Origin of the sequence: Sphingobacterium gobiense, from assembly GCF_002980575.1 — a bacterium.
Lineage (GTDB): Bacteria > Bacteroidota > Bacteroidia > Sphingobacteriales > Sphingobacteriaceae > Sphingobacterium > Sphingobacterium gobiense.
Genome location: NZ_PVBS01000001.1, coordinates 1,243,463 through 1,264,773, shown reverse-complemented (window position 1 = coordinate 1,264,773; position 21,311 = coordinate 1,243,463). Strand labels below are relative to the sequence as shown.

Genomic DNA, 21,311 nt, shown 5'->3' with positions numbered 1-21,311 from the left:
AATACAGATCAATCGAAGCTTTCAAAAACGTTATATTATTTAGAATAAGTACAAATAATATTTACCTTTGCCTCGATATGCTAGAGGTTTGGTCGAAAGTAAAAGAAGGTAGTCAAGAAAGCTTTATGGAGCTTTATGACATGTACTATAAACCGCTCTTTCACTACGGGCTCAAAATCAAACATGATAGGGAGCTAGTGAAAGAGTGTTTGCATATACTGTTTTGTGAACTCTGGGAACAACGGGAACGTTTACCGGTACCGAGGCATGACGCCCGCTTTTATCTTTTTACTTGGCTAAAACGCATCATTTTCCGACAGTATAGTACGGAACATTTTCCGCTTGACCAATTATCGGAACAGCCTCTCGAGCGCTCCGTTGAAGAAGAACGCATACAAATCGAGGAGATTTTGGAGCTGCACACCAAGCTGGAAAAAGCGTTGGCGAAACTAAGCAAAAAACAACGGAAATATATTGAATGGCGTTTCTTTGAGAATAAATCTTATGAAGAGATTGCCCAGCTCGATGACGTGTCTATCCGCACGGTTTATAATGTAATATATGAAAGCCTGAAACGTCTTAAAGGTGACATGGCTGTCTTTTCCTTCCTTATTTTTATTTTTTCTAAATAAAAACCGGTAAAAATCTACTGTTTCCTACACTACTCTATGAAGTACCCCAGCATATAGATGGAAGAATTGACGATTGAGCAACTTATTGCAGATACTAGTTTTGTGAACTATTGCCTAGGAACGGACATAGAAGACATAGCTTATTGGACTTCTTGGATCGATGATCATCCCCAATACGATACCTTGCTCGAGGAAGCCAAAAAGATGGTTTTTCTATTAAAGGATGTGCCTTCACTCTTGGAGTTGGAGGGGGAACGAGCGCGCATAATAGCTTATATTGAAGCTGGAGAATCGAGTAGTAAAAGAAGAATAGTTTACTGGAAGCCGCTGGCGGCAGTAGCTGCTGCGATACTGATCCTAATCGGGATTGCGCAGTTTATACTACCAGCTCGGTTTAGCGCGCCGTTAAAAAAGAATGTGCCTATATGGGTTAACCAAGAGGTCCCTCCAAAGAAGACAATGGAATTGAGGTTGGAGGATGGGACCAAAGTAACGCTGTCGCCATCCTCTAAACTTTCTTATCCGAAAACTTTTTCGGACACGCTACGGATGGTACGACTGGACGGTTCTGGATTTTTTGACGTACAGAGGCAACCCGAAAAGCCTTTCGTAATCGCGACGTCAGATGCACAGATACGGGTGTTGGGAACTTCATTTTCCCTAGAAGCTTTTGAAGGTGATGGGTCTATGAAACTGGCACTCTTTACTGGAAAGGTGGCGTTTTCTACAGGTCAAGTATATAAGGAGATAGAATCAGGTACGACTTTGGTATTCAATAAGTTTGATGGATCTATATCTCTTTTTGATTTTGATCCTACTTCCCCTGCCCACGTGGGTGATCTGCTTTTTGAGCATGCGTCCTTTGAAGAAGTAAGGCGCAAGGTATCTCGATTTTATGGGGTCACTTTTGTCGCATCATCTGAGATCGATATGGAGTTTTCTGGCAAATTCCAGAATGAGTCTTTGAATAACGTATTGGATGACTTAACACACACGACGGGATATCACTTCGCGGTTAAGGCCGACACTGTTTTCGTGACACAGAAATAATCGCTAGTTAGGTATGCATGCACTATATACTTTAGGTGGTCGGTTTCTACTATTACTTTTCGGCCTCGGGATATCTTTGGTTGGGTATCCGCAGCAGAACAACGTTCGGCTAGATGCAGAACAGCGGATATTGGAGGATATTTTTAAAGAGCTTGAGCGGCAGACAGGCTACGTTTTTACTTATGACGCTAAGATTATTCGATCGCAACGTCGGATGAGTATCCGTACAGCGGGTAGCCTGCCGAGTGTCCTAGAGACATTGGGAAAAAAAGCGATGCTAGATATAGCGATTTCTGGAAAGAATATCTTGGTCCGCCCACTTCGGTATGGCAAACTCAGTGGGAAGGTTGTGGATGAAGGGGGGAAACCGCTTGCGGCGGTAAGCGTTTTTATTAGGCAATTCAACCAGCAACACATGACGGATGAACAGGGGACTTTTAGTTTAACGTATCCTATGGCCCGTTATGCGAAGCTTAATCTGGCTTTCTCCATGCTGGGGAGACAGGAACAAGCTGCCGAAGTACAACTAGTAGCGCATGATCAAACTATCTCGACGGTCGTTATGCCGCAATTAAGTATGGGCTTGGAAGAAGTTTCGGTAAGTCCAGTAACGCATGACAGGTTGAGCAGCAATAGCTCCTTATATATCAATAGGGAAGTGATTGAGCAGTCTGGGGCGCTGAGTCTGAATGATCTACTTAATTTGGTGCCAAATAAGAAGATAGAATCTCCTTCGCTTCAACGCGTACAGCAGGCTACGTTACGTAGTAATACATTAACGACCAGCTCACAGGGAGCAAGGGATCCATTTGCCATGAATAATGCGTTTGGGGTGGCCATCATCATGGACGGGATTGCGCTGTCCAATAATAGCAACATGCAAACCCTTAATGCTGGAATGACGGGGATGGGCGATTCATTTGTGGACGTGGGCACCTCGGGTTTGGCTGGAAGCAGAGACCGGGGAATGCGCTATTCGGGGGACTATGCGCACGGTGGGGTGGATTTGCGCCAGATCGCGACGGATAATATTGAGAGTGTCGAGGTGGTAGCGGGTGTTGCATCGGCTAAATATGGTGACTTAACGGACGGAGCGATTATTGTGAACCGTATTGCTGGAAGTTCGCCGATGTATTTCAGTATGCAGCTGCGAGATAATGCCACGGTTTACGGTCTAAGCAAAGGTTTCCGAACCAATAAATTGGGCGCGTTTACGCTCGGTGGCAATTTTACACGTTCTTTTCAGGACAATCGCGATAAACTGAAATCTTACGACCGGCTATCGACTAATTTGATGTGGAGTACGTCGGCTGGCGCGAATAAAGCTTTTACGAATACATTTTCTGCGGACTACGGACGCAATCTGGACAATGTGCGTCGTGATCCAGATGACCCGACTGCATCCTTAGCGCGGTTTAGGAATTATAATTTTTCGGTTGCTAATCGCAGCAACTACCGTATCGATCGCGGTTTTCTGACAAACGTGGGACTGAATATGCGTTATAGCGAATCTTATCAAAATACGTATCGCGAACGCTTTATGAATGGTACCTACATCATTTACTCCGATGCCACAGAGGTAGGTATTACCAAAGGAACTTACGCGCCGGGTATTTATACTGCTGTAGACCATATTGAAGGAAAACCGATAGACATTTCTGGTCGGTTGGATCTTAATGGAAAATACTACACGGGGGATATCCTCCATCAACTTAGCTTCGGGATGAATTACAATTATTCCAAAAATAGGGGGCGTGGTCAATTAGTGGATCCTTCTCGCCCGAACCAATTGGCTTCGGCGGCTACTGCTGGCAATCGATCGGCTCGATACTACGACTTCTCGACGATACATGCTCAGCAGCAGTTAGGGCTGTACGTCGAAAATGTATTTGAGACGAGATTTGCTAATAGACCTTTGCATGCAATTTTGGGAACGCGAATGGATAAATTCGAACAGTACCTAACCGTTTCTCCGCGGGTAAACTTATCGTATGAGCTGAGACCCGATCTGCAACTTGGGCTGGCCTATGGATATGCGAGCAAGGCGCCGGGGTTAGGACAACTTTATCCCGGACCGGTTTATTTCGAGGTACCATTGTTCCAACATACCGCGGTTACGGAGACGGGGGCGGTAGATGAACAAAATAGCTTGTACTTGCTGTATGTAGATAAGTTTATGCCGGAAAACAGTGGTCTCAAACCTTCGGGTTCGCAACAATGGGAAGCTACAGTGCGGTACAATAAAAGGGGGTATAATGTGGGTATGAATTTATTCTTTAAGGAAACATTCCGTGGCATTAGTACCCTGCCGGATTATAGTGTTATCGAACTGGACCAATATTGGGATAATCGGGGCGGTGATCCTTTGTATATTATTGATGGAACGAAGCGATATAGGCTTCCGCGCCACCGTTTTGCTAACCTGAATAATACAAGTAACAGCGGTATCGAACTCATGGCTTTCACACCTAAATGGGACGTGATCCAGACCTCGTTTAACCTACGCGGAGGTATTAGCCAAACGGTATATAATCCGTCCACAAATAGCCAGCGGAACTTTACGAACCCCGGTACGGATTTGGATTATGCGGTCACGGGTGTTTATCCGGGACTTAAGCGCAGGTCGGTGCGTAGTAATGCGGCAATAACGTCCAGTACGCACATACCCAAAGCGAACTTGGTCGTCAACTTTATTGCGGAATTTAACCTGATCAATAGAACAGATACCGATGCGGCGGAAGGAGTGCCGATTGCTTATTATACCGCGGATGGACGTTACATAACGATCGAAAGTTTTGATCAAAATAACCTGCAATACCGGCATTTGCTCGTGCCGCAGCAGGAACTCAATAATCAAAACCAACCGGCGGTGTATAGCAACTTTCACCTCAATCTATCGAAAGATGTAACCAAACGTTTGACGCTTACTTTTCAGGTTTACAACGTATTCAATTACCGTCCGCAATATTTGCGCTCAGATAACACCTTGATTATACCCAACGACAAGCCGACTTATGGCGCGCAATTGCGGTTAAAAATTTAACATAAAATCATCAACTATAAAACAATGACAACGATAAACATGAGAACAACCCGATTAGGAACCCTAATGATAACGCTCCTGATGGCGTTTGTAAGCTGTAAGAAAGACGAAGCTCCTCAAAATGCACCGGTAGATGTAGAGGTGTCGGTGAGTTTTGCTGGAGATGCGTATGCGGAGAACCTCGATGTGGAGGGTATTACCGTAAACGTTTACAATGCTTCGGGAAAAGTGGTCTTTCAAGGAATGACGGATGTTGCGGGGAAGGTGAGGGTACAGCAACTTTCGCCAGCGACTTATACGCTACAAGCAACGAAAGTGTATACGGCTGCTGAATTCAATGGCATTATGGGAAAGACGGAAGAAACAGATGTGACCTTTACCACCGAGCAGAAAACCGTCGAAATTAACATAGCCGGTGAGAAAGCATTTCACCTTGAACTGATGACGGGCGCCACAAGCGCTTTAATCATCAAACAGATTTACTATACGGGTTCTGATGCACGACAGGGTGCAAGTTTCCGCGATCAGTTCATCGAAATCTATAATAACAGTGACCAGGTAGCCTATGCGGATGGCCTTTACATAGCGGAAGCTTACGGAACAAATAACGCCAATGCACAGTATGCTTTCCAGCCGAATAGCGGACAGTACGACTGGAGTAAATCGTATGGCATGCCTTCGGGTATAAATGCAAACGCCGATTATGTATATGCCCGCACGATTATCCAACTACCAGGAAGCGGTGAGGAGTATCCTATTCAGCCTGGAGAGAGCGTCGTTATGGCTTCGACGGCAGTCAATCATCAATCGCCGTATACAGGTACGGATGGGGTGACGATTAGTGTGCAGGACCCTTCGTTGACGGTCGATCTAAGCAAAGCAGATTTTGAAGCATATTATGCGCCCTATATCGATAGGGGGCGGCCCTTAGCTTCGGACGTGGATAATCCGACGGTACCGAATGTCATTGTGCATAGACGATCGGGCAATGCTACCGATCTCATCATGGATCAGACTGGCCGTATTAGCTGGTTGATCTTCCACGGCGAGGGAATGGGGGCAGTGTCTAGCTGGAAGGGCTATGATGTGCCCTATACAGACGGACGGGAGCGGACGGATGGAACGTATATACAAATTCCGGTAGCGAATATCATGGACGCGGTTGAATTGCAGTCGTCTTCGACCTCGACCGTATATCCAAAACGCTTTACAGCACAGCAAGACGCGGGATGGACTGCGGCAGAAGGTGGAGCACGCTCCTCCTATGCGGTAATCCGGAAGACGAAGGAAGTGGTTAACGGCAGAAGGGTACTGGCAGATACGAATAATTCAACAGAAGATTTCGTATCGATAAAGGCTAATCCGAAAGGTTTTGCTGATTAATACTATAATCAGGTAATTGGGATAACATGAAACAAGATATCGGCGCATTCTTTGGTTTGCTTATATTGCTTGTTGGAATTTGCCTTCCGGTTCACGGGCAGGAGGTGAATTTTCTGGATACGATAGGTCGTAAGATGCGGTACTTTGCCGTGGATAATCCGATTTGGATGGAAGAGTTGATGGAGCCACGCTACAGCGATATCAGCCTTGCATACGGGGCTGAAAGTGGCGGTTATCGTGCGGCGCAACAAGCCGACCGATCCCGAGAAATTGCCTTCAAAAGTGAGGGAAGTGTGACGATTAAGGATGTACGGCTTTGGGGAAGTTTTGGCTATAGAAATGCCCGGGAAGACAGCACGAGGTTTGGACATCAAACGCGTAGGAATCCTGAAGCTCCCTTTTACTTTGCCTCGTACGGCGCTAACTATTATGAACGTAGCGACTATCAATTACAGGTGAGAGGACAGCGGTATTTTAGCGATAAAAGGTGGTCGCTGTATGGTGGTGTGGACTATATACTGGGCGACCATTTCAGTAATAACGATCCGCGTGGAAGTATAGATGTCTTTCAAGTGGATGGTAGCTTGGGTCTGGGGTATCAATTGGCTCGGGAATGGCAGGTGGGGATACAAGCTGCTTATGGATACGGGCAGGAAGCGGTAGAAGTCGGCTTTAGAAATGAGCAATATGCGCTTCAATCAACGGAATCGCCTTATCTAAATTATACGGTCTTTGGGTATGGATGGCGTGTACAAGACTGGCTATTGGACAAGGGACTCCACTACCAGACAAATATGAAGCGACCGGCATTCAAAGGCTATGTTTCGCATAAGGCAGGAGCGGATAGGTTCTACGCGTACGCGGGATATAAGAGCGACCAACAACGTTATCAGCAGGTATTGCGTAATGAATCTCGGAAGAATGAACTCACGTCCTACACGAGTAATGCCATGGATTATGGTGTCCAATGGCATCGCAAAACCGCGGCTGGACAGCTTTATGTACATCTTCAAGGTTTAAACAAGCGCGGCAAAGATAGATTGCCTGCCGCTGGCAACGGCTTGAACAACTATGTATACGATAACGATTTATACCGAGCAGAGGGTGCCTTTAGTCATGAGCGGGCGCGTTGGCAGTACGATTATGAAGGTGCGATGGAGTATGTGCAGGAAAGGAAGTCGGACGGTGGTTCGGGGACGTTGTTGGACTACACCCAGATACATGCAAGGCTTTCGTTTGTCTTGACGCGAATGATGGGTAGCGGACAACAGGTGTACATGGGGCTTGCCGTCCTGACGAGCCATACGCCTGCATTGCAGTGGGAGTTACCGCTCGTAAATGAGAATGTTTTCCATCGTTATGTATTCTATCATGATGTGAATTACCACCAAACCAATAGCTATGGTGGGGAATTAAATATGGGCTATAGGCAGCCGCTTAACGGACGTGGATTTTTACGTTGGGGATTGCGCTATCAACAACGGATAGCAAATGGTTTCGAACCGGTACCAGAAGGGAATAGCCAATATCGAGCAAATGAACGATCACGATTAAATATCACGATGGCGTATGGTTTTTAGGTGTTTTTCTAGATTAAAGGAAAGGTCGACGAGAACATGGGTGGGCTTAATCGTCTTATCGATACCGTTCTTTTTGGCGTTATTGACGGGCTTTTGGGATGGAGACTATACGCTGGAGGAGTTGCGTGCGCGTTATAGCAGTGGAGATGTAAAAAATTGGCCGGAAGCGCATTTGGATGAACGTGCACGGGAGGGCTTCGAAGATATTGGTCCGTTGAACAAGGCTCCGTACCCCGATGATAACCCTTATAGCAAAGAAAAGGCAATTTTGGGTAAATTGCTGTTCTTCGATCCACGCTTATCGGGTTCGCGTCAGATATCCTGCGCGAGTTGCCACGATCCACAGTTGGGGTTTGGAGACGGTAAGAGTTTAGCTCATGGCCATGATAGGCGTGTTGGTAAGCGAAATGCCATGACGCTCTACAATGTGGGACATTACGATACGTTTATGTGGGATGGCCGTGCGGCATCTTTGGAGGATCAAGTGCTTCTGCCTCTTCAGGACCCTGTGGAAATGAACGCTAACGTAGATAGTATGATAGCCGGAGTGGCGGAAATAGCTGGATATCGACCACATTTTCAGGCTGCTTTTGGCAATCGCGATGTGACAGTAGATCGTGTACAAAAGGCACTGGCGACGTTTATTCGTGGGATAAACAGTTATCCCAGCAGATTTGATCGTTTTGTGTCTGGAAATGCGAATGCACTCAATGATCAGGAACTTTTAGGCATGCATCTGTTTCGAACGAAGGCGCGTTGTATCAATTGCCATAATACCCCGTTGTTTTCGGATAATAAATTTCATAATGATGGACAGGCCTTGTATGGTACCCGACAGGAGGATTTTGGCCGTTACCATATTTCGGGAAAGCAAGAGGATGTGGGCGCGTTTAGAACGCCATCGTTGCGCGACGTAGCACTTACTGGTCCGTGGATGCATCATGGTAATTTTCCTACGCTCCGCGATGTTGTTGAGCTATACAATCTGGGAAACCCTGCGCCGATACAACGAAGGGTAGTGGTAGACGAGCGTACCCGTCCTATACCGTCGCCTTTGTTGAGAAAACTCCACTTATCTAAAGAGGAGGTAGATGCTGTTATTGCTTTTTTGCATGCATTGAGCAGTCCGGTGCAACGTAGAATGGAAATGCCGGAGTAAAAACACCCGAAGTTCATCGAAAGGAGGGGTAAGAGGTCTCAAGATCGAGAAAATTTATATTTTGTAAAATGCATATTTTTTTTGATCTTGATCAAGCATATTGATGAAGTGCAATTCCATTATAATCGGACTACATATGGCTATCTACCCTATTAAAAATGAAGAAGAACGGCTGAATCGGCTTGAATTCTACGACTTGTTGAACGTAAGCAAAGATCACGATTTGGATGTTTTTGCCGAAGCTGCATGTCTAATAACAGATTGCCCGGCGTCGATTATCTCTATAATGGAACTTGAAACGCAACGTATTCAAAGCTGTGTGGGCCTCTCGATGGACGCTGTACCTCGGCGGGATACGATTTGCCAGTATACGATAATGAGTCACGATGTTCTCATTATTGAAGACACGTTTCTTGATGAGCGGTCGAGTTCTAATCCAATTATACGAGACGGAAATATCCGGTTTTATGCAGGCGTCCCTTTGGTCGAAGAACAAGGCTACGTTTTAGGAACAATCTGTGTGATAGATTACGTGCCCAAGAAAATCAATGATAAGCAAATTGAGTCATTAAGAAAACTAGGGAAAGCCGTAACTAAACTTCTAGTGGCTAAAAGGAGACAGACAGAAGCAGAATATTTCTCCGAAACGTTTACCATTACCGACAATATCATATGCGTTTTGGATACCAATCACCGTGTTAAAGAAATCAACCCAGCATTCGAGGAAATCTTCCAAACATCAAAGAATGATGTTGTAGGTATCGGTATATTAAAGCTTTTGGAGCCAAACAATTTCGAAGAATTGGATAGTTTGCTTCAAGATCTGGATAAATTTCCCAAAGGCGTTTCGCTTACAACAAAGACGATGATTAAAGATGGCGATAGCGTCGTGTTGGAATGGTCTTTCAGACAAAACAGTAGAAAAACAGAAATTCTTTGTTTCGGCAGAAATATTACAAAGGAGGTTGAAGAACGTCACAAGTTGGAGGACTCTGAGCGCAGATTCAGGAATTTCTTTGAAAATGCGATAGGTTTAATGAGCATGCACGATCTGCAAGGTAATATTATAGCGGTCAATAAAAAGGGGAGGGAGGTATTGAAGTATTCCGAAGATGAAGTGATCGACTTGAATTTACGGCAACTCGTTCCTCCACAGCACTTGGATTTGCTAGAACAGTATATCGTCCGGATGAGAACTAAAAAAGAAGACTCTGGGACGATGATTTTACGTGCGAAAGATGGTGAAGATATTTTCTGGATGTATTATAGTATGCTGGAAGCTGATGAAAACGGCAATCCTTACGTAGTGAGTACAGCATTGAACATGACAGAACGTATACGGCTTGAAAAAGACCTACTAAAGACCAAAGAAATTTTAGAGCAGACGAATTTGGTAGCCCAAGTGGGGGGATGGGATATCAATCTTAAGACTAATAGGGTATTTTGGTCAGATTCTACGAGGGCTATCCACCGGGTAAGCAATACGTTCCAACCTGATTTTGAAACAGCAGTTGGCTTCTACACAGAAGAGAGTAAGAAAAAAATACGAAATTTATTTTCAGAGGCTGTCGAGGAAGGAGTACCTTATGATGAAGAACTGCAGCTTCAAAGAAATGACGGAACCCTTATCTGGGTCAGGGTGAAGGGTATTCCAGAATTTGAGGAAGGAGTGTGTACAAGGATCTATGGTATTATTCAAGATATCGATGCGACAAAAAATACATATCTGGAACTGGAAAAAAAAGAAGCGATGCTTCGATCTTTCGTAAACTATGTTCCGGCCGCTGTAGCCATGTTGGACAGAAATTTAGATTATGTTTCCGTAAGTAAGAGATGGTTGAATGAACTAAGGCTGGATGGTGTGGAAGTGGTGGGAAAAAACTTATATTCGATACATCCACAGATAACAGAGGAACGGAAGAAGCTATATACAGCAGCATTAAAAGGAGAATCATTTAGCAATGAAGATCAAGTCTTTGAAATAGCAGGAGTCGATGAACCTCAACACTTTAACTGGGAAATTAGGCCTTGGCATTTCTCGGACGATACTATTGGAGGGGTGATCGTTTTTATGCAGAATATAACCGGTCTTGTTAAAGTAAACCGAGAACTAAAGAAAGCTAAAGAATTGGCTGATCTAGCCAGCAAGGCGAAATCCGAATTCTTAGCCAATATGAGCCACGAAATCAGGACGCCGTTAAATGGGGTAATTGGGTTTTCTGATCTATTACTAAAAACCCCGCTAACGGAGGTACAAGCACAATATTTGAGCTATATTAACGAATCGGGAAATACACTATTGAGCATTATTAACGATATTTTGGACTTCGCCAAGATAGAGTCCGGAAAATTGGAACTTTTCATCGAGCGGTACAATGTTTACGATCTCGCTAGCCATGTTGTTAATGTAATCCGTTATCAGGCGCAACAAAAGAGCCTCGAGTTACTTCTCGACATAGAGCTGGGCTTACCCAAAATAATTTGGATAGACGAGGCTCGAATTAAACAGGTCCTTATTAATTTATTAGGCAATGCGGTGAAGTTTACCGATCAGGGAGAAATCGAATTCAAAATTCGTAAATTAAAAAGTAACGATAAAACAATCACCTTGCGTTTTTCGGTTAGAGATACTGGAATAGGGATTACTACCGAAAAACAGCAACGTATATTCGATGCTTTTACGCAGGAAGACAGCTCTGTAAGTAAAAAATATGGGGGCACGGGCCTGGGACTTACAATATCCAATAATATTTTACAATATATGGACAGTGGGCTTTCTCTTGAAAGCGAAGTAGGCACAGGATCAGTTTTTTACTTTGATATAGATGTTCCCTACGAGTTTGCGGATTATTCGGACGAGCAAGGAGAGCTTGAGGTACACCGCGCGTTAATTGTAGATGATAATAAAAACAATCGGATTATTCTTGAACATATGCTGGCCTATAAAAATGTGCAATCAACATCCGTAGTGAACGGCTTAGAAGCTATTCAGCTTCTCATGAAAGGTGAACGATTTGATATTATTTTAATGGATTATCATATGCCCATTCTATCTGGGGTGGAAACCATCGAAAAGATTAAGCAACTATTTACGAAACAGGAAGAAGAGATCCCGTTTATCGTACTTCATACCTCCTCCGAGGAACATGAAGTTCTTTCCTCTTTCCAGCAAGACGAAAAGTCGTATCGTCTACTAAAACCGATTAAATCTGAGGATTTGTATAGAACATTAAAAAACGTTACGCGTTATACTGATCGGGAATCCGTAAAACCAAACGTACAGAAGGATAATGAACTGTTGGCGTTTGCGTATCCTTGGACGGTATTAATTGCTGACGATAATCCGGTAAATATGGCGCTTAATCAAAAAATGATGAATGCTTTGATGCCAAGTGCGGAGCTAGTTGAGGTCCATGATGGAGAACAGGCTCTACAAAAATGTAGAGAACGGTATTTCGATTTGATTTTGATGGACGTCCAGATGCCCATTATGGATGGTATAGAAGCTACAAAACAAATTCGTTTATTAGCGCGTTATTCCGATATTCCTATCATCGGAATAACGGCTGGAAATATAGCGGGAGAGAAGGAGAAGTGTTTGGAAGCAGGAATGACTGATTTTTTACCGAAGCCGCTTAGGCAGACAGACCTGTTTCAAATGCTCAAAAAACATATCTCTGCTGATAATAACAATGTTGTGTCAGAAGCGATTGAAGTAGGAGCCCACCTTGATATGAATAAGCTCCAAGAACAGATAGGAGATGATGACGATTTTAAAATTATATTTTTTAACTTGGTTATTCAGGAACTCGGTAACGCTAGCGCTCAAATGAAAGAACTATCCGAAAAAAAAGATAGGGAAGCCGTAAAGATGTTTCTGCATAAACTTAGAGGCACCTCCGGAACGGTGGGTCTAACTAGGTTAGCGCGTCTAACTACGGAGTGGGAGAGCAGCATCGATGAACATATGGATTATTCCAAGATGGAAGAAGAAATGAGAAGCGAAATCGATATAGCTTTAACGATAATTAGTCAAATGAACAAAAAATAATGGGTATGTTGATCTTGATTGCTGAAGATGATGAACTAATTTTAAAAACAATAGAGCATAAGCTGTTGAAAGAGGGGTACGAGGTTATCGTTACCCGTAACGGCAAAGATGCTATTGATAGAATAAGGGATACTAATGTGGATTTGGTTATCTCGGATATTATGATGCCCTTCGCTTCCGGTACCGAGATACTTTCCGCTATCCGATCAGTAGGAAGAAATATACCCGTCATTATGCTTTCTAGTCTTGGACAGGAGGACGTGGTATTGAATGCGTTTGATTTAGGTGCTTCGGATTTTATGGTTAAACCTTTTAGTCCGACGGAACTTATACTCCGAATCAAGAGACTTATTCCCAAATGAAGAAATGATATTACCGAAGGTAGATTAAAGGAGAGGAGCGATAGAACTCCCGCTATATACTAAAGAAGATGATGTTTTTATATGTTTCGATACACGATCTGTTTTTGATCTTTTTAGGCATATTGTTTTTGGTTTTAGTACTGATCGGCGTCCTCCTTTCTTATGTGCTTTACCAGCATACCGTATCAAGACATATGCGGGAATGGTCTGTAATGATCGAGAATAAGATAGCGGATGCGATCGTTTATTCGCACGAGGAAAGGTCGTCCGATGAGATGTTTGACCTTTATTCCAAGAAGTCTCCTTTTAGATACTTATTTTTAGAAAAATTAGTTGCCTCGAAAAAGAAATTTTCGGGAAGCGCACAGCAGACGATTCAGCAGCTATTTATAGACTATAATCTACAAATAGAAGCCCTTCAAAAATTGAAGAAAAAAAAGGCCCATCTCATTGCGGTTGGTATTCAGGAACTTACCGTAATGGAGATGGCTGTATACCTGCCACAGATCAGTGTTTTTCTTAAGTATCCATCCTCCCAGGTATATCAGGAAGCACAATACGCGATGGTAGTATTTAAAGGTTTTGATGGTCTCTCATTTTTGAATGAATTCTCCTATACAATTTCAGATTGGCAGCAGTTGCGTTTATTACGTTCCTTGAAAACTATTCCTGAGGATAGTATCGCACCTGCCATTGGTTGGTTAAAAAGCCGAAACACTTCCGTCGTAGTTTTTACCTTGAGGTTGCTTCGGAAATTTCAGGTATTTTCCGTTTACGAGCACGTGAGGGAGCTGTTGACACATACGTCGATTGATATCCGTCTGCAGGCAGTTCGCACGTTGCAGTCTTTGGAGAATATCGACACCGTTACGCATCTGACGGACGATTATGGGAACCAACCGGCTGAATTACAGTTGCAAATAATGAAGACACTGAAGCGATCTGATGACAAACGTTGTTGTGATTTCTTCAGATTCCAACTGCTTAACCACCCGCGTGCCGACGTTAAGTTAGCTGCTGCGGAAGCCCTTGTCTCTCTCGGCGCTAAAGATGATCTATTGGCGATTTCTGGTGATAAGACGTCTCCAGATCGGCTAGTTCAAATTATTAAACATGCATTAGGAGAAAGATTATGCTAGAATTCTCACACATTGTATACGAAATTGTCATTTGGCTATTCTTGCTTTATGGCGTAGGCGTTTTTTTGGTGTACACCTGGATGGGAGTTTACGCCTTGGGAGCAATAATAAGATATAGGCATCAAAATACGTTTACGGATTACAGCATAATTGCGACCAGCTCCGATACCCCGGTATTCAGCCTTATCGCTCCGGCATATAACGAAGGGAAGACTATTGTTGAAAACGTACGATCGTTGCTTTCGCTGTATTATCATAATCTGGAGATCATTATTGTGAATGATGGGAGTAAAGACGATTCGATGCAGAAGCTTATTACGGCCTACGAGTTAGAACGTATCTCATTTTTTGTACAAGGACAGTTGGAAACCAAAACGATAAAAGGTGTTTATAAAAGTAAAAATCCCGCGTTCCGAAAACTAACTGTTATTGATAAAGAAAATGGGGGCAAGGCGGATGCCCTAAATGTGGGGATCAATATTTCTTCTGGCGACTACGTGGTATGTATCGATGTCGATTGTATTCTGGAGCAAGATGCTATCCTTAAGTTGGCAAAACCTTTTCTAGAACAAACCGATAAGAAAGTCATCGCTTGCGGAGGTGTCATACGTCTGGCGAATAGCTGCAAAATAGAAAATGGCAAAATAACCGAAGTTAACGTTCCAAAATCGTGGCTCGGAAGAATGCAAGCTTTAGAGTACATAAGAGCTTTCGTATTAGGACGTATGGCATGGTCTCGTGCCTCGGGATTAATTTTAATATCAGGCGCATTCGGTGCATTTGATCGGAAGATCGTATTAGCATGCGGGGGATACGACAAGGACACGGTAGGAGAAGATATGGAACTCGTTGTTCGTATGAGAAGATACATGGAAGAACGGAAAGAGCCGTACGAAGTGGTGAATATTCCTGATCCTCTGTGTTGGACCGAGGTGCCTGAAACTAAAGAGATTTTAAGCAAACAGCGCAATCGTTGGATGCGTGGCACCATGGAAACGTTATGGAAGCATCGGAAATTAATGTTTAATCCGAGGTATGGAAAATTGGGGATGATCAGCCTCCCGTATTGGTTTTTTTTCGAGTTTTTGGGCCCTTTAGTAGAGTTTTCAGGCTATATTATTTTTCTAATTTTCCTGTTATTTGGAATTGTCAATTGGCCTTTCTTTATCATATTGTTCGCCTTAGTGATTTCTGCCGGTATCCTATATTCCATATACGCCATCTGGGTTGATTTCTTGAGTAAGCAGGTGTATACTAAGAGAAAAGACTCTTTGACATTAGTTGCGGCAGCGATTCTTGAACCGATTTACTTTCATCCAATTGTGGTAAAGGCAGGTGTGATGGGATTTATTGACTATTTCAAAAAATCGCATAGCTGGGGCGAAATGACCAGACAGGGATTCAACCAGACAATAGAACACCTTCCTTGGAAATTGCGAATAGCTAGAAAACTAACGTACAGTCTTAAAAAATGGGGAGCCTTCTCCGTGATGTTTTTGGGATTGTTTTTGCTTTCGATAGCAGCAGAGTGGCTTTGGTATACATACAATTTTAAACAATTCGACGGCTCTTTATTGGCTAAAAACTTACTGTTCAATAACCTTGTATTCCTGTTTCAATTAATATTTGGCATAGGAATCCTGTACATGATTCTGAACTTAATTAAGGAATCATGGGCAAAAATAATTACGGTCACGCTATGTACGCTGGTGGTATTGACACAGTATATATTTTTTCTGTATTTCGCCGAGTCGCATAATATGCTGGGAGCAGACGTGCGTTACTATAGCGCCGAGGAAATGAAGCAGATTCTGCAGACCAGCGGCATGTTGAGTGCGAAGAATATCGCACTGATGGTTATTTTAATAGCCGGCACATTGCTTCCGTTTTGGATTGCCGTAAAGCAGGCTCATCGGTCGTGGTATATTGGTCTAGCATTTTTATGTCTCGGTTTTCTTATGCTCTTCGTCTCGCCAGATATTTTTCCTGCAGGGCGCTACACGAGTGATTTTGAGCAGAATGCATCAAAAAGCAAAGGAGCTTACTTTTTAAATTCAAATCTCGATGATTTTATAAACGAATACCCTAAGCTATCTAGGTTATTCGGTAAGCCACAGCACATATCGAGTGATCCTAATCGATTAGATGATGCTTATCCCTTTTGGAGGAATGAGGATACACCGGACTTCCTTGGTGAATACTTCAATACATCTACAACCATTCCCAATCTAGTTTTCATAACGATTGAGGGTCTGGGGCACGCTTACAGTTCGCCAAAAGGGTACGTTGGGAATTTTACGCCCTTTATAGATTCTTTAGCCAACCGGAGTCTGTACTGGGAATTCAACGTGAGTTCGTCTGGGCGCACGTTTGCGATGTTACCTACGCTTACTGGGTCATTGCCATTTGGGAAAAATGGTTTTCTGGAAATCGGACAGACGCCTCCACATTTCAATTTATTCAACGTTTTAAAGAAGAACGGCTTCGAAACAGGTTTCTATTATGGCGGGGATGCATCGTTCGATCGTATGAAAGCATTCTTGGAATACAGTGAAGTGGACAATTTAATTGAAGAACAATCTTTCACTTCTCCTTACCGCAAGCTACCCGAGAATAACGGAGAAAGTTGGGGATATGAAGATCAGGCGGTCTTTAGTAAAATGCTCGATGTCCAAAAGCCAGACAATCAACCTTATTTTAATTTGATTCTTACATTATCAACCCATAATCCCTTTCTAATCAATAATACATCGTATTATGAAGAGCTTTTCCAAAAGCGGGTTGCTTCCAACCAAATTTTAGATGCACAACGAAAATGGGCTTTCGAAAATAAAAAACAGTTAGTTTCGGTGCTTAATGTCGACGACGCCCTGAAAGCATTCTTTGAGGCCTATGCTAAACGTCCAGACTTTAAAAATACGATTTTCTTAATAACAGGTGATCATAGTATGCCGGAGATCCCTCTTCAAACAAAAATAGACCGTTACCACGTACCTTTAATCATCTATTCTCCACTCTTGAAGGAGCCCAAACGTTTTTTTCAGCTTACTAGCCATTTTGATATCGCGCCGTCTATATTAGCGTATTATAGAGAGAATTATAGACTAAAGACTCCGTCAACGGTGGCGTGGGTGGGCCGAGGCTTTGCCAAGGACCGGAGGAATAATACCTATGGTATTCCTATTATGCAAAGCAAAAACCAGATTGGTGATTTTATCTTCAATAATTATCATTTAAATGACAATCGATTATTTGTATTAAAAGCAAACGTTACAGAAGACCAAGTTGATGATCAGTCTCTCGTCAACGAAATAAACCGACGGTTTGACGAGTTTAAGGCCAAGAACGCTAGGTTCTATTCGTCGGGGATGTTGATGCCGGATTCCGTAACAGTCAATTTTATGAGTAATAATACATTAGACCCCTAAAATGCTTTGATGTATCCGATACTAATATCAAACTGATTACCTTTTTCATCTGGACGATATTCTTGATTGTAGTAAGTCGCAGCTATCGAAAACAGATTCAGTTTATTTATCGAAAAATTATATTCCCCGCCAAATTTGAGCGTTTTAAGTTTGTAGTTGTACGTTTCTAGAAGGGCATTTATACTTTCTTCTGGGCTAATCCCTGTTCCTACCTGGAGAGCGAAATAGTCGTTAGCACCTTTTGTATAATATCGCATAGTTCCGGTATACGAGTGGGAGATGTTTGTATGGTCGGGCGTTAGATAAGTACGAAAATTAAACCATAGGTTTTTATAATATTTCCCAACCGAAGCGGTGTACATCCAGATATTATTGCTGAAATGAAGTTGTCTATACCCCAATTCCCCTTCAAAGCTATTAGGAAGGTTCGCATACAGGGATGCTCCCGTGCGGTATTTGGGGAATATGCCCACATTATCTGAATAGGCGGCACCTAGATACAGGTAAAACATCTTGGAGAGTCGGGGATAAGCTTCTAGCTCGAACTGTGCTCCATTTTCTCCAAACCGGTTTGCATAATTCCCTCTCGCAATTACCGAACCTATCGGAGTTATTCTTCTATAGCTGATTCCCACTGTGTGCCAGTCGTTGTCAAATTGCTTATCAAAATGCGAAAAGCTGTACGTCACGCCAAATGCGTTTTTGGAACTCAGCTCCCTAATTCTCGCAGCAATAGCCCTTGCCTCTGTGTTTTTTGGATCGATTTCTAAAGCCGATGAGGTTGCTTTCTCTGCTTCTACATAGTCATTGTCGGCGCTATGTATTTTCGCTTTTAACAGCCATAAGGTCTCTGATTGAGGATGACGGGTTATCCCCCGGTCTATAATACCGATTGCTTTTTTATAGTGGTCGTTCCAGTATTCGAGAGAACCGTATGCAACAAAAAAATCTTCATCTGTCACGTTCTTTTTATCGAGCGCCTCGTATACCTGTCGTGCAGATGCCACGTCTTCCGTCCAAGTATAAAGCCGACCAAGGAATATGGAAATGTCTGTATATTCTGGTGATTTCTCGAGCGCCTGCTTTGCAAGTTGGATGGCGCTGGTATAATTTTTTTCTTCGAAAGCGGCATAACGTGCTTTGGCAAATAGATCGTCCGAGCTTTGACCTTCTTGACCGTAAATCGCCAATGGTAAGAGGGATATCAATACGAGGTAGCAGTATCTTTTCATTCTAATTTTTTAATACAATATCGTCAACTTCTTGCCTAATACATACCGAAGATATAAAATATATTGAAATTTTGTTTGTAGAAATTAGCTACAACCTTATTGTAGGTTTTACTTCGAGCCTCAAACTGGCGTTCGTAAAAGTTTGTGTGCAAGAAAGTATTAGAATAGTCATTAATTCGAGGATGACTTTGTCTAGATTCCGACTTTTTAGTCGGCTTTAGTACCGTGGAAGAAAGTCTGGGCAAATAGATGATGTTGAAATTTTTTCGTACTCTATTTAGATACCAAAATAAATTAGTCCGCTTAATATTAGAAATAACGCCCATTGGCATAGTTTCAGAAACTTTTTGGGCAGTGAGCCTGATACAGTTACCACAATTAAGAAAAAGACAGCATACAACAGAAAGTAGATGCTCATAATCTGTAAGAGAATTGTTCGATGTGGGTCTAATAGGTCTGTGAAATTTATCAAAGTAAGTCCGGCAGTGATCATCAATATATCCACTGAAACAACGTGGAATGCACCTCTCGCCATTATCCAGTTTTCAAATCTCTTGTGTTCTGAAAGGTCGGGCATAATCGACTTTATATCTTTATCCCCCAAAAACATATGGACGATTACAGATATCAGAACAATTACGTTCGCTATAATCAAAAAGGTATTCATCTCAATTCTATTCAAAAAATTAATAAATGTGTTCTCACAATAACTGCCATATCTTGCAGTGTGTGATGCAATTCACGTTGTAAATTACGGATGGTTTGTGAATATCTCACTGTTTATGAGGCGCTGAATATTTTACAATATCTATACCGATACCGTTAGGATCCTGGATGGCAAAATGTCTGTCGCCCCATGGCTCGTTGCGAATGTCAATTTCTATTTTGATTCCTTTTCGTTTTAATTCCCGATAGATTTTATCCACGTCTTCTACCTCGATGGTTAAGTACATTCCCTGTCCTTGAAATGGCTTATGAAAAAAAGGTTTCTGGCTCGGATGGTTCGGTAGTAAAAAGCTAATTTCCGCTTCCTTATTTGGCGTGTGCATTAAAATATAAAATTCATTTTCAAACGTCACGCCGAAACCTAAAGTTTTGGTATAAAATGCTTTAGTTTCCGCCAGTTTTTCTGTGATAATTCCTGCATTAAGTGTCATCTTGATTTCTTTTTTAGAGGAAGAGTTTGTTTGTGAAAACACATTTGTTGCTAAACAAAGCGTTACAATGATTAATATGAGCTGGTTCATCTTTTTATATTTATTTGACTAAACGAATTTCGGGTAATAGAAACGTTTAGAATAGGAAAAAACGGACAAAATACCCTTTGCAGGTTTTTTTGATCGATAATACAAAGGCAGCCTATGAAGAAACGTAAGTGTCAGGTAAAAAATAACCTATTCGGGCAATTCTCCGGCGTATTTTCAAATGCTTTTCCCGGTGTAATACCATAAAAATCCTTGAAATCTTTAATGAAGTGCGATTGATCGTAATAGCCCGCCTCAAAAAACAATTTTTTTTTCGTCAGGCTTTGCATTGATGGCTGTGCATTTAAAAATTTTTGAAAACGGACGACTTTACTGAATGTTTTGGCAGTATCGCCGATGTAAAACTCAAAAAGCCTGCGGAGCTGCCTTGGACTGATACCCGTATTTAAATCCTTTTGTACCTCAACTGATCCATTGTTTTTCAAAATAATTTCAATGCCAGCATACAGCCTATTATCGGCATTGAACTGTGCTTTTGCATACAATGCAAGGAGGTGATTGTCAAGAATAATTCTAACTTCTTCAGCCGATTTCTTTTCGTTAAAACGGTTGGAGATAAAATCGGAAAGATGCGGAACGATGGAACTTAAATGCTCGATTTGATTGCTAAGCTCGGAAGCTTTTACTTTGAAAAATTGCGGGAACATTGTCGGCAAAAAACGAATGCCTATGTAGCTAAAAGAGGTAGTCAAGGGAAATTCAGAAAACTTTTTGAAAAAGCCCATCACATAATTCTCTTCAGGGTTATTGAGGTCTAAAATTATATCAATGCAACTGTCGGTTACCACACGATAATTGAATGGTTCAGGAAGCGGTTGGGTAGTTTTAAGCTGCCAATAGCAATAGATATAGGGCTGTAGCCTTATATCGGGTAAGAATTCAACATAGGTAACATTTTCGGCCGATGCTTTGACGGTCGGCTGGATAGGGTGGTACAAATTTCTTATTTGCGTGACAATATTCACGTTTGTTGCCTTATGTTTTTGT

The 21,311-nt window shown here is 42.4% G+C and carries 13 protein-coding genes; 10 read left to right on the top strand and 3 right to left on the bottom strand.

Annotated elements, in window-relative coordinates; all coding sequences use genetic code 11:
* Window positions 1–77: 77 nt before the first annotated feature.
* The 10 genes from C5749_RS05450 (at window position 78) to C5749_RS05405 (ending at window position 17,827) form a co-directional block, all read left to right on the top strand.
* Window positions 78–632 carry an RNA polymerase sigma factor gene (locus C5749_RS05450; protein WP_105723714.1) on the top strand — a complete coding sequence of 185 codons (555 nt, stop codon included), beginning with the start codon at window positions 78–80 and terminating at the stop codon, window positions 630–632.
* Between the two features lie 57 nt (window positions 633–689).
* Window positions 690–1,682: a FecR family protein gene (locus C5749_RS05445; protein WP_105723712.1), complete on the top strand. Its 993-nt coding sequence runs from the start codon at window positions 690–692 to the stop codon at window positions 1,680–1,682.
* Window positions 1,683–1,695: 13 nt separating this feature from the next.
* Window positions 1,696–4,725 carry a TonB-dependent receptor gene (locus C5749_RS05440; protein ID WP_105723710.1) on the top strand — a complete coding sequence of 1,010 codons (3,030 nt, stop codon included), beginning with the start codon at window positions 1,696–1,698 and terminating at the stop codon, window positions 4,723–4,725.
* A gap of 39 nt (window positions 4,726–4,764) precedes the next feature.
* Window positions 4,765–6,108 (top strand): DUF4876 domain-containing protein, encoded by a 1,344-nt coding sequence (locus C5749_RS05435; RefSeq protein WP_181151283.1) that lies wholly within the window; start codon window positions 4,765–4,767, stop codon window positions 6,106–6,108.
* A gap of 26 nt (window positions 6,109–6,134) precedes the next feature.
* Entirely contained in the window at window positions 6,135–7,688 is a 1,554-nt protein-coding gene (locus tag C5749_RS05430; protein WP_105723707.1) for a DUF6850 family outer membrane beta-barrel protein, read from the top strand.
* Window positions 7,678–8,847 (top strand): cytochrome-c peroxidase, encoded by a 1,170-nt coding sequence (locus C5749_RS05425; RefSeq protein ID WP_105723705.1) that lies wholly within the window; start codon window positions 7,678–7,680, stop codon window positions 8,845–8,847. The genes C5749_RS05430 and C5749_RS05425 overlap by 11 nt, the downstream gene beginning before the upstream one ends.
* Window positions 8,848–8,983: 136 nt before the next feature.
* The gene (locus C5749_RS05420) at window positions 8,984–12,898 is read left to right on the top strand and encodes a PAS domain S-box protein (protein ID WP_105725249.1); all 3,915 of its coding nucleotides are present in this window, start codon (window positions 8,984–8,986) and stop codon (window positions 12,896–12,898) included.
* 5 nt (window positions 12,899–12,903) lie between these two features.
* Window positions 12,904–13,260, top strand: coding sequence for a response regulator transcription factor (locus C5749_RS05415; RefSeq protein ID WP_105725251.1), 357 nt, complete (start codon window positions 12,904–12,906; stop codon window positions 13,258–13,260).
* A 68-nt stretch (window positions 13,261–13,328) separates the two neighbouring features.
* Window positions 13,329–14,399 carry a HEAT repeat domain-containing protein gene (locus tag C5749_RS05410; protein ID WP_146113684.1) on the top strand — a complete coding sequence of 357 codons (1,071 nt, stop codon included), beginning with the start codon at window positions 13,329–13,331 and terminating at the stop codon, window positions 14,397–14,399.
* Window positions 14,393–17,827: a sulfatase-like hydrolase/transferase gene (locus C5749_RS05405; RefSeq protein WP_105723702.1), complete on the top strand. Its 3,435-nt coding sequence runs from the start codon at window positions 14,393–14,395 to the stop codon at window positions 17,825–17,827. The genes C5749_RS05410 and C5749_RS05405 overlap by 7 nt, the downstream gene beginning before the upstream one ends.
* Here the strand turns inward: C5749_RS05405 and C5749_RS05400 are convergent.
* The 3 genes from C5749_RS05400 to C5749_RS05380 all read right to left on the bottom strand — a co-directional run bounded on the left by C5749_RS05400 (window position 17,824) and on the right by C5749_RS05380 (window position 21,289).
* The gene (locus C5749_RS05400) at window positions 17,824–19,059 is read right to left on the bottom strand and encodes a YaiO family outer membrane beta-barrel protein (protein WP_105723700.1); all 1,236 of its coding nucleotides are present in this window, start codon (window positions 19,057–19,059) and stop codon (window positions 17,824–17,826) included. The two genes, C5749_RS05405 and C5749_RS05400, sit on opposite strands and share 4 nt — an antisense overlap.
* 773 nt (window positions 19,060–19,832) lie before the next feature.
* Window positions 19,833–20,306 (bottom strand): VOC family protein, encoded by a 474-nt coding sequence (locus C5749_RS05385; RefSeq protein WP_219847902.1) that lies wholly within the window; start codon window positions 20,304–20,306, stop codon window positions 19,833–19,835.
* A 131-nt stretch (window positions 20,307–20,437) separates the two neighbouring features.
* Window positions 20,438–21,289, bottom strand: a complete 852-nt coding sequence (locus tag C5749_RS05380) for an AraC family transcriptional regulator (protein WP_245893629.1) — start codon at window positions 21,287–21,289, stop codon at window positions 20,438–20,440.
* Window positions 21,290–21,311 lie beyond the last annotated feature (22 nt).

Bases quoted from the DNA above. Each gene is read 5' to 3' on its own strand.
- C5749_RS05450 (WP_105723714.1), top strand. From the start codon at position 78: ATGCTAGAGGTTTGGTCGAAAGTAAAAGAAGGTAGTCAAGAAAGCTTT.
- C5749_RS05445 (WP_105723712.1), top strand. From the start codon at position 690: ATGGAAGAATTGACGATTGAGCAACTTATTGCAGATACTAGTTTTGTG.
- C5749_RS05440 (WP_105723710.1), top strand. From the start codon at position 1,696: ATGCATGCACTATATACTTTAGGTGGTCGGTTTCTACTATTACTTTTC.
- C5749_RS05435 (WP_181151283.1), top strand. From the start codon at position 4,765: ATGAGAACAACCCGATTAGGAACCCTAATGATAACGCTCCTGATGGCG.
- C5749_RS05430 (WP_105723707.1), top strand. From the start codon at position 6,135: ATGAAACAAGATATCGGCGCATTCTTTGGTTTGCTTATATTGCTTGTT.
- C5749_RS05425 (WP_105723705.1), top strand. From the start codon at position 7,678: ATGGTTTTTAGGTGTTTTTCTAGATTAAAGGAAAGGTCGACGAGAACA.
- C5749_RS05420 (WP_105725249.1), top strand. From the start codon at position 8,984: ATGGCTATCTACCCTATTAAAAATGAAGAAGAACGGCTGAATCGGCTT.
- C5749_RS05415 (WP_105725251.1), top strand. From the start codon at position 12,904: ATGTTGATCTTGATTGCTGAAGATGATGAACTAATTTTAAAAACAATA.
- C5749_RS05410 (WP_146113684.1), top strand. From the start codon at position 13,329: ATGATGTTTTTATATGTTTCGATACACGATCTGTTTTTGATCTTTTTA.
- C5749_RS05405 (WP_105723702.1), top strand. From the start codon at position 14,393: ATGCTAGAATTCTCACACATTGTATACGAAATTGTCATTTGGCTATTC.
- C5749_RS05400 (WP_105723700.1), bottom strand. From the start codon at position 19,059: ATGAAAAGATACTGCTACCTCGTATTGATATCCCTCTTACCATTGGCG.
- C5749_RS05385 (WP_219847902.1), bottom strand. From the start codon at position 20,306: ATGAACCAGCTCATATTAATCATTGTAACGCTTTGTTTAGCAACAAAT.